Here is a 9654-nt window from a genome sequence, read left to right on the forward strand (position 1 = left end):
ATCAAATCGCTTTAGAACTGTTTAATGAGGCTGAGAAAGAAAGTGATTCTGAAACACCCGAACCCGCTGTTGAAACGATCACCTATCGCCGCAAAAAGAAACGCGGTCATACGGATGAGTCTGTCCAAAACCTTCCGGTTGAAATGGTTGAATATCGTTTACCGAATGAGGAACAGGTTTGTTCGTGCTGTGGTGGTGCTTTGCATGAGATGAGTGTAGAAATCCGTAAGGAACTGACGATTGTTCCTGCGGAAGTAAAGGTGACGGAACATAAGCGATATGTATACGCTTGTCGTAAATGTGAATTAGATGAGGTATCCACACCGATTGTAACAGCCAAGATGCCAGCTCCTGCCTTTCCTAAAAGTATCGCTTCCCCATCAATTATGGCGTATATTATGACACAAAAATATGTGGAAGGATTGCCTCTTTATCGTCAGGAAAAGCATTTTGAACGAATGGGAATCTTCTTATCACGACAAACGATGGGAAATTGGTTATTATATGGGGCCGATCGATGGTTAGTGACCTTGTATGAAAGGATGCATAAACATCTACTTACTCGAACCATCCTTCATGCAGACGAAACAACTTTCCAAGTTTTACGCGAACCTGGGCGGGCCGCAACAACCAAGTCCTATCTGTGGTTATACCGTACAGGACGAGAGGATATCTCTATCGTTCTCTATGACTATCAACCCACAAGAGCGGGGGAACATCCGAAACGTTTTTTAACTGGTTTTCAAGGGTATTTACAAGTAGATGGATATAGTGGTTATCATCAAGTACCGGATGTTATCCTTGTGGGATGTTGGGCGCATGCCAGACGGAAGTTTGATGAAGCATTAAAGGCTTTACCTGATTCACAGAAGGGGAAAAAAGTGAAGGCGAGTGAAGGTTTACACTTTTGTAATCAACTCTACTCGATTGAAAAGAAGCTCAAACATGTTAACCATACAGAACGATATAAGCAGCGACTGGAAAAAAGCAGGCCCATTCTGGACCTTTTTTCAGCATGGCTTCACGAACAGAAAGATCGTGTTCTACCCAAAAGTGCTCTAGGAAAAGCTATCACTTATTGTTTGAATCAATGGAATCATCTTGAAGCTTTTTTATTAGATGGTCATTTAGAAATCGATAACAACAGAAGTGAACGTTCTATTAAACCGTTTGTAATTGGGAGAAAAAATTGGATGTTCTCAAATACACCGCGAGGTGCTAGAGGAAGTGCCATCATGTATAGTGTGGTTGAAACCGCAAAAGAGAATAATTTAAGTCCCTATCATTATCTTCTTTATTTGTTTGAAACACTCCCCAATATCGATTTAAACAATAAAAAAGAAATTGATAAAGTCTTGCCGTGGTCAACGGATTTACCGTCTAGATGCAGAGTGCTGAAAAAAGTGAAGTAAACAAAAAGTAATCCAAAAATTAACTTTTGTTGTATATTTTGGGGTTTATTTATATTTACAAATATATATTGAAAACACAAGGAGTTGGTGAATAAATTATGCTAATAGAGCTGAAACTAGTCATACTATCATTTATTTTAGTCGCTATTATTACACCATTTATTCTCTTTATTTTGAAAAAAATCAACTTTACGCAACCCATTCGAAAAGAGTTACCCCCTGACCATCAGACAAAAAAGGGAACTCCTCTAATGCTGGGGATTGTTTTTTACATTGGAGTAATTATTTGTCTATATTATAATCAATCTCCTTTAATGATACTCTTATGTTCTACATTTATACTATTTGGACTTATTGGATTTCTCGATGATTTTTGGAAAGCATATAATCAAGATCCTGGTGGGATATCTAGCAAAACTAAATTAATTTTACAGTTCATGTTTACTAGTTACATTCTTTATACTTTAATAATGAACTTTAATTTTGAATTTAAGATTTCTCTTACTCAAGATAATACTTTTTATTTACCTAGCTTTGTATACATCATTCTTATTACATTATTCATTGTAGGCACAGCCAATGCAATAAACTTCACTGACGGAATGGATGGACTTCTAGCTAATGTCTCCATACCTTCTTTTTTATTTTTTTTCTTAATAAGTGAGCATCAAGAAATAAGGATTTTTTCATTAGTGATGATTGGATGCCTAGTAGGTTTTTTAATTTATAACCTATACCCTGCAAAAGGATTTATGGGTGATACAGGTTCTCTTGCAATTGGTGGAATTTTAACCTTCTTTTCTGTTATTGAACACGTAGAGATTCTAGTACCATTATTATTTATTATTTATTTCGCAGAACAATTCTCAGTAATTATACAAGTCTATTATTTCAAAACAACCGGGTCCAGATTATTTAAAATGACCCCTATACACTATCATTTCGCTTTAAAATATGGTTGGCGCGAAAATCAAATTGTAAGTATATTTGGGGTGGTTTCTTGGATAACTATGCTGATTTGCTTTGTTTATTATAAAGCATTTTTGATTTGATAAATAAATTTCATAATCCCTCCCCTTAACTTTTTGGGGCATGAAAGAGGAGGTACCTTTGGTACCTCCTCTTCCTATTATACGACAAGGAAATCTATTTAAAATAAAAAAATCGTTTAGCTTAAAAATCCCTCAACGCTGTGAGGTAATTTGTTTAATAATTTACATATAAACCATTTTATCGCTTTCGAAGACTACTTTCTTTGACCATTTTTAGTGTGACGATGTCTACTCGTTTTGCTGGTTGATTTACACCAACAGATGATTCTAGTACTCCTTGCTTTCCTGTTCTACTCTCACACTTTTATGTAAAATTCAGATTAAACTTTTTTATAAAAATAAGTTACTAAAAATAATGGAGAAATCTTATTTTGATTAAACTTTATTTAAAATAACAGCTATCCATACATCAAATTCTTAGGGATTGCGAGATGCTTTTAATCGAACTTTATTTCAAACCAATACCACATGTAGTATGTAAGGAGATTATCTCATGGGTTATTTACAAATAGTAGGTGGGGAATATTTGACGCTTACATATATATCAAGCTAATTTTGGATTTTATCCCAATCAATTCTGGCTGAAGTTCGTTAAAGATCATAAAATTCTTTAGCCTAGAACTCAGTTCCGGGCTAAAGAATTAATATGCTTTTTTCATAAAATGAACAAAGCCACCTATAAATAAAATAACAAAGCTACCAATTACAACAAATACTAATGTTTGAATAGAGATATAAAATAGCTGTGAGTCATCTTTAGGAAGCATAGCAAGAAATGGTTGAGCCCATGGGTAGAAAGGACCAAACCTTGCAGAATTTGCAATCATTAGAGCGGGGATAGAAGCGATAACATTTAAAGCAATCGGTGCCGCAAAGCTGGACCAGATAGTTGACACCCACAATTGTAAGGCGATTAAAGGGAGAGTAGCAATACAGCCCCCCGTAACACTTTTAATTGTAGGAATGAGAGGAAACGGACCAGATAAATGCAAAAGTTGTCCAACACTAACATAGCTTATAATGAAGAGAACTTGCACTATACCTACAAATAAGAGAACAAAGAAAAATTTTATTATATAGGTGTGATACCTTGTTATCGGTTGTACCAAAAGTTGTTTCCATCCGCCGTTTGAATGTTCATATCGGCAAATAAATGCAGTGAAAATTCCTGTTAACAATGGTAAAAGTAGCATGCCGTGGATTGTTAACATGATAGTATAAACTAATTCCCAATGTTTATATTCAGGGTAGTTTGAGCCACTTGTATAGGCGACTCCTCCAGCTATAATCGGACTTAAAAATAATAATATCCATATTTTTGTGTTTTTCATTTTATAAAATTCAGCTTGCATAGTTTTAAGCCAAAGCATTATTTGTGCACATCCCTTCTAGTAAAATCCGCTGTTTCGATAATTAGTATACAGATACTTACAATCAATCCCATTGCTACACATAAAAGTGGGGGCCCCCAGTCAATACGTAGGCTTGGCCATCTCCATAGAAACCAATTAGGAAGAGATACTGAAAACATTGTGAGAATGGTTCCTAATAGGCCGATTGTAAATGTGATACTTTGATTTTGAAATATGATAGCAATCCATAGTTGTAAAGCTACGATTGGTAGTGCTGACCAATAAGGATAGAAACTCATTTTAAATATAGAAAACCATGGAATTGCAGCATCGAATTGTAATGCTAGACCTAACCCAACTGTACCAATCAATAATAAAGAACAAGATATAGTGAGCAGGAAAAACACCAATATAAATTTTACTAAAAAAATATGTCTCTTCTTAATAGGTAAGGATAATAGGTGTTTCCATGAACTAGAATGATGCTCTATATGAGCGATTAGAGAAGTAATAATGGTAGTACCTAATATAAGGGTTACTAGGGCAAGCGGTTGTGTCTCAGAAATAAGGCCACCCCATAAGTTTTTCGCATATTTATTTGTCAACCAATCATAACGAAGAAAAAAGTTACATGCTTGAAGAGAAATAACACCTATTGGCCCTAAAAAGATTAAAAACCAAATCCATGTCCTCTTTATTTTTAAAAGCTCAGATTGAAAGAGGCGTTTGTACATGTGTCTCTTCCTCCTTTACAAGCTGTAAGAATATCTCTTCGAGTGATTTTTTATTTTCTTCAATTCTAAATATAGAAATGTTATGTGCTACAAGTGTTTTTACAATCTCTCCAACAGTCTCGTTTGATACATTTGATAGAATAATTCGCTTCTCCTCTTGCACGGAAGGAATCCCTTTAGCAAGAATGACTTTCCAAGCAGTATCTGGTTTGTTAGTCATAAGTGAAATAGAGTGCTGAGCATGATGGCGTAATATTTCTATTTTATCTTGAAAAATAAGCTTTCCTTTTGTGATGATCCCAACATAAGTTGCCATTTGATCAATTTCACTTAATAAGTGACTAGATATAAGAATGGTAATACCTCTTTCTTTCGCTAATTGTTTAATTAAAGTACGAATTTCATGAATCCCTTCTGGATCAAGTCCATTTGTCGGCTCATCTAAAATTAATAGCTGTGGATCACCAAGTAAGGCAATTGCAATTCCTAACCGTTGTTTCATTCCTAATGAATATTCTTTTACTTTCTGTTTTGCAGCATGCTGTAGACCAACGATTTGCAGAACCTCTGCAATCTTTTCTTTCGGAACATTACGTAATATACGATAGACTTCTAAATTTTCAATAGCATTTAAGTGAGCATAATAAGATGGATTTTCAACAAGAGCTCCAATTTTCGATAATATGGATAAACGTTCTTTTGCTAAATCTTGTTGAAATATTGTGACACTCCCTTGCGACGGTTTAATAAGACCTAATAACATGCGAATGCTAGTTGTTTTACCAGCTCCGTTAGGCCCAAGAAATCCGTAAATCTCTCCTTTTGGAATTTTTAAATCTACGTTATGTACCACATAATCATTTCGATATTTTTTTGTTAACCCTGCCGTTTTTACAATATAATTCATATTCCTATCACCTCGAATCAAGTATAGGAAATTAAGGTTAATGATAAGGTTAGAAGAGTTTAAGATTTGTTTAAATTTATAAGTTATTCCCTATTTTTGGATTATGCTAGTTTTCAAATCATGTTGTATTCCTTATGATGGAAGAGAACGGTTAAATTTGTATATGAAGGTGAAAAAATGACACACATTTTATACGTTGAGGATGATCTTGAGATTGGAGAATGGGTAAAAAGAGAACTGAGGAAACAAGAGTATGAAGTTTCATGGTTTACTTCAGAGAAAGGTATTAACGAAGCGTGTGAAACAGCCGATGTAATTGTTTTAGATGTTATGTTACCCGGGCTTGATGGCTTTACATTAGGCCAACGTTTTAAACGTGAATATCCAGATACCCCAATCATTATGCTGACTGCAAGAACAACACTAGAAGATAAAATATATGGATTAACATTTGCTGATGATTATATAACAAAGCCATTCCATCCAAAAGAGTTAATGGCACGTATTGAAGTTTTATTAAGGCGGTACAACAAGGATGGGGCAGAAGTGCAACATGTGAAACATCTAAAAGTATTTATGAAAGATTACCGGATCGTTGATACAGACATAGATGATGAAATTGTTCTATCAGGAAAACAGCATCAGATTTTTTTCTATTTGATGAAGAATATGAATCGTACTTTAACAAAGGAACAAATTTTTGAGGCAGTATGGAATGAATCCTACATAGAAGGGGATAAATCATTAATGGTTCATATCCGCCATTTACGTGAAAAAATAGAGAGAAATCCAAGTAGCCCTAAAATAATAGAAACAATACGTGGAATTGGCTATCGGTGTAAGGCATGATGAAAAAAACTTCGTTATTGAGAAAGTATTTACTTATCATATTTATAGCGCTGATCTTGTTACCATTAATTGTTCCCTTGACTTCGATGCTCTTTATGAATTACGTGGAGTGGATTAGAGGATTAGATGAATATTATTCAAGTGGAGAAATTGAAGAAGTTTGGCAAAGTAAAGCGAGGATTTTACATGAAGATAATCCAGCAGAAATTCAACAAGCGTTTCAAAGTTTTCACGAGAAGTATCCAGAAAGCTCGTTGTTTTGGGTAAATAGCCGGGGGGAAACGAGTTTTCAAATTCCAGAACAGCAGCATATTCCGAAACAATGGTCTGCTAGTGATTCAGTGGGGTTTATGAAAAAAAGCTTTGACGGTGATCCATATACGATCGTTTCTTATATGGGAGAAAATGAGCGAGGAGCATTCATGGTATTTCAAATTCCAAGAAAGTATTTTAAACCACCAATGCACCAAGTTCGAGAAAAATTTGAAGTTGTATTTGAAGTTGTGATTATGTCCTTTTTTGCAATATTTATTGTTTCTTCCATTGTTTTCTTTCTAAAAATTAGAAAACGATTGTTAAAGTTACAAAAGGCAATGGAACTGCCCCAGGATCATTCTCTTCCATCACAAGTTCAAATATCAAAACAAGATGAGATTGGTTTGTTAGAAGAGTCCTTTAATCGAATGGTAGGAGCTTTACAGCAAAGTCGGATGAAGGAGAAGGAAGAGGAACAATTTCGTAGAAAATTAATTGCCGATCTATCTCATGATTTGCGAACACCATTAACGACAATGCGTGCACAAATGGATTCTTTGAAAGAAGAGGTTAACTCGGAAAAGGGATACAAAACAATTACGCTAATGGATGAAAAAATTAATTACCTAGCCGAATTAATTGAGAACTTACTATCCTATTCGTTAATAACAGCAAAAAAATATCCGTATCACCCAGAGCGAACGGATATGACACGTTTAATGAGAAAACTTGTTGCATCCTGGTATGACATATTAGATGAGCAAGGTTTTGAAGTTGATATTATGATTCCAGAACAGCAGTTATTTTGGAATATTGATGAAAATTGGTTTCAAAGGATCATAGATAATGTAATTCAAAATGTAATTCGACATGCGAGTGATGGGAATTTTATAGGAGTATATATGAACCATGAAGAAGGAACGATTACAATTGTTGACCATGGGCCAGGTTTTCAGAATGCTTATTCGCCAAATAAGGGTGCGGGAATTGGATTATCTATCATTGCTGTTATGGCGAAAGAAATGGATATCGAATGGCGTATAGAATCTGATGATACAGGAGCGACGTTCCTATTTAAAAAGTTAGTGTAGAAGGGAGAATAATAGATGGAAGAGTTTCAATTCACGAAGCGTGTAAATAGAATCTTTCAAATTGTAATTGATACTCCCATCCCTAAAGGGGCAAGCTGACTAACGTCAGTAGGATTCTTGCTACCAAAGGCGAAGCCCATTTCTGGTATCGCTGACGTGCAAGATTGCGGTGTACCATCAGAACTCTCACGACAGACCGTATAGGTTCGTGAGTTACGGTACAATAACCATACTGTACAAATCGTTGCGTGTTCATATGTTTTAGCGTCTTGTTCTTGACGACACATATCATTTTACCGATAGCGTGAATTCGGCTATCGAACTCCATATGATATCTTGTTTTCAAGGAACACATAGGCGTTTTAAAGGCTTATTCAGCCCCTTGGAGGGCGCTCCAAGGGGCTGAGATTCGAGAATTTTTAAACTCTTGCTTAATTACATGAGAACTCCCTAAAGAGTACCTATGCTATTTTAACACGTAACCAATTATTTTTTACAACTATATATATGGATTTAGACATTTATGAATTGTCACGTTGTGTAACCATAATCGGTTAGCGAAGGCGATGGGACAACTGAAGTATTGAACGAACCTATGGAGTATAAATGAGAAGATTCTTAGTCTTCTCTCAACCACCAAACGTAAAGCGAATAGCTAAGATAGATAGAAAGTTATATGATGCGGTGGCTTAGAGAAGGTTGAGAGTAATCTTGACCTTGGAAGAGGAACTTTTCCATTTGTTTTTTTAAATTTCGCTCTATTAGATATGTGAACTATGGGGAAATTAATAAAACATAACTTTTGAATTATATAATACAAAAAATATATAATTATATTGATTTTAAAATATTAACTAGTTAAAAATGGGGAAATAAAAATGAAGATTAAATTTAATGTGGTTAAAGATGAAAATTTTGATTTTAATTTATTAGAAACAAAATTGCTGAAAACTTTTAAAGAAGTGGATAATGTAGCAATAGTTGAAAAGGTTGAAGATAAAATTTTTGAAAAAGATGATGTGCAAACCCATTTAGCGGAGATCACTATTAATGTTACAGGAAAGAATATCGGATATAGATCGGTTTCAGCTAGTATATTTATTGTTCTAGAACGTCTATCAATAAAGCTATTCAATATTAATATTAGTATACATTAAGCATCCAACACGGGTGCTTTTTTCTTTGTTATATGGAAATTACACATTAAACATATATTTATACGCGTTGTTACTGCACGCTAAGGAATAGTAATAAAAAAATGATGCTGATAAAACCGTATAAAAACAAAAAGAATCCTAAAATGGGTAGTTTTTATGAAAGTCGAGCATGTTAAACCTCCTTGGGGCATATAAAGAATTATAATACATCGTTGGTCTATTTAGAATACTAACCATGAATTGGATGGAATTATTCATGATTAAGCCAATAGCAATTATCGTAGGCGCTGCCGTTACCTGGGTGGCGTCTTGTTTGATGCTAAGGAGAGATAAAGAGGACTAGTAAATAACAAGAGTCCTAACACTCAAACGAGCTCAATGAATGAAAATAGAGGTGAGGAATCGTGAGCTCTAACGTTACGTTTTCCATGAAAATGAATGATGGAAGTAAAGATGCAACGGCCTATGTTAGTGGGGATTCAGAAAAGAAAAATGAAGAATTTAGCTTTGATTAATAAAAGAGCTATTATCATTACTAAAGAGACCCCTATGAATGAGACATAAAAAATACTCTTCGAGTTCATTTCAAATCCTCATAGCTTTATGGTAGGTTTCTAGTTTATCTTTAAAGTATAATATTGTTAAATTAATGTATAATGTTATAATGATGGTTTTTCTACCCACCTAATTATTTTTATAAAGTGTTTTATGAGGAGGATTTTAAATTGAAAATAGTAGGAACCGAAGAATATTTAACGGATTCCCGAAAGAATTCTCCTTCCTCAAGCGTGTGAAGGGCGTAGCCCAACGGTAGGTGGGAGATGAATTTCGGTTTGGCGTAGCCA

General features: G+C 34.6%; 9 protein-coding genes. 5 read left to right on the forward strand and 4 right to left on the reverse strand.

All coding sequences use genetic code 11. The features are described from left to right. Nucleotides 1-1412 (forward strand): IS66 family transposase (gene tnpC, locus CQZ94_RS29125; RefSeq protein WP_105588224.1); only part of this gene is annotated, 1412 nt, incomplete at its 5' end. A gap of 98 nt (nt 1413-1510) precedes the next feature. Beyond that, entirely contained in the window at nt 1511-2464 is a 954-nt protein-coding gene (mraY, locus tag CQZ94_RS29130) for a phospho-N-acetylmuramoyl-pentapeptide-transferase (protein ID WP_002147796.1), read from the forward strand. Between the two features lie 641 nt (nt 2465-3105). Here mraY and CQZ94_RS29140 read toward each other — a convergent pair. The 3 genes from CQZ94_RS29140 to CQZ94_RS29150 are packed head-to-tail and all read right to left on the reverse strand — an operon-like array spanning nt 3106 to nt 5457. Then, nucleotides 3106-3834 carry an ABC transporter permease gene (locus tag CQZ94_RS29140; protein ID WP_105588225.1) on the reverse strand — a complete coding sequence of 243 codons (729 nt, stop codon included), beginning with the start codon at nt 3832-3834 and terminating at the stop codon, nt 3106-3108. Further along, nucleotides 3834-4550, reverse strand: coding sequence for an ABC transporter permease (locus CQZ94_RS29145; RefSeq protein WP_105588226.1), 717 nt, complete (start codon nt 4548-4550; stop codon nt 3834-3836). The genes CQZ94_RS29140 and CQZ94_RS29145 overlap by 1 nt, the downstream gene beginning before the upstream one ends. Next, entirely contained in the window at nt 4525-5457 is a 933-nt protein-coding gene (locus CQZ94_RS29150; RefSeq protein ID WP_105588227.1) for an ABC transporter ATP-binding protein, read from the reverse strand. The genes CQZ94_RS29145 and CQZ94_RS29150 overlap by 26 nt, the downstream gene beginning before the upstream one ends. Before the next feature lie 177 nt (nt 5458-5634). Between CQZ94_RS29150 and CQZ94_RS29155 the strand changes: the two genes are divergently transcribed. Together CQZ94_RS29155 and CQZ94_RS29160 are read left to right on the forward strand one after the other, a co-directional pair. Next, nucleotides 5635-6306, forward strand: coding sequence for a response regulator transcription factor (locus CQZ94_RS29155; protein ID WP_105588228.1), 672 nt, complete (start codon nt 5635-5637; stop codon nt 6304-6306). Between the two features lie 95 nt (nt 6307-6401). After that, a complete protein-coding gene (locus tag CQZ94_RS29160) occupies nt 6402-7652 on the forward strand; it encodes a HAMP domain-containing sensor histidine kinase (protein WP_258166082.1) in 1251 nt (416 codons plus the stop codon). Between the two features lie 56 nt (nt 7653-7708). Here CQZ94_RS29160 and CQZ94_RS31445 read toward each other — a convergent pair whose 3' ends face one another. After that, complete coding sequence (locus tag CQZ94_RS31445; protein WP_181149572.1) at nt 7709-7939, reverse strand: hypothetical protein; 231 nt, start codon at nt 7937-7939, stop codon at nt 7709-7711. A gap of 591 nt (nt 7940-8530) precedes the next feature. On the opposite strand from CQZ94_RS31445, the gene CQZ94_RS29165 reads away from it, so the two are divergent. Further along, on the forward strand, nt 8531-8809 hold the full coding sequence (locus tag CQZ94_RS29165; RefSeq protein WP_105588230.1) for a hypothetical protein: 279 nt from the start codon (nt 8531-8533) through the stop codon (nt 8807-8809). Nucleotides 8810-9654 lie beyond the last annotated feature (845 nt).

Source organism: Bacillus sp. MYb209 (assembly GCF_002975175.1).
In the GTDB taxonomy this organism is placed as follows: domain Bacteria; phylum Bacillota; class Bacilli; order Bacillales; family Bacillaceae_G; genus Bacillus_A.

Excerpts from the sequence above, each read along its gene's own strand:
- mraY (WP_002147796.1), top strand. The coding sequence starts at position 1,511 with ATGCTAATAGAGCTGAAACTAGTCATACTATCATTTATTTTAGTCGCT.
- CQZ94_RS29140 (WP_105588225.1), bottom strand. The coding sequence starts at position 3,834 with ATGCTTTGGCTTAAAACTATGCAAGCTGAATTTTATAAAATGAAAAAC.
- CQZ94_RS29145 (WP_105588226.1), bottom strand. The coding sequence starts at position 4,550 with ATGTACAAACGCCTCTTTCAATCTGAGCTTTTAAAAATAAAGAGGACA.
- CQZ94_RS29150 (WP_105588227.1), bottom strand. The coding sequence starts at position 5,457 with ATGAATTATATTGTAAAAACGGCAGGGTTAACAAAAAAATATCGAAAT.
- CQZ94_RS29155 (WP_105588228.1), top strand. The coding sequence starts at position 5,635 with ATGACACACATTTTATACGTTGAGGATGATCTTGAGATTGGAGAATGG.
- CQZ94_RS29160 (WP_258166082.1), top strand. The coding sequence starts at position 6,402 with ATGAATTACGTGGAGTGGATTAGAGGATTAGATGAATATTATTCAAGT.
- CQZ94_RS31445 (WP_181149572.1), bottom strand. The coding sequence starts at position 7,939 with ATGTGTCGTCAAGAACAAGACGCTAAAACATATGAACACGCAACGATT.
- CQZ94_RS29165 (WP_105588230.1), top strand. The coding sequence starts at position 8,531 with ATGAAGATTAAATTTAATGTGGTTAAAGATGAAAATTTTGATTTTAAT.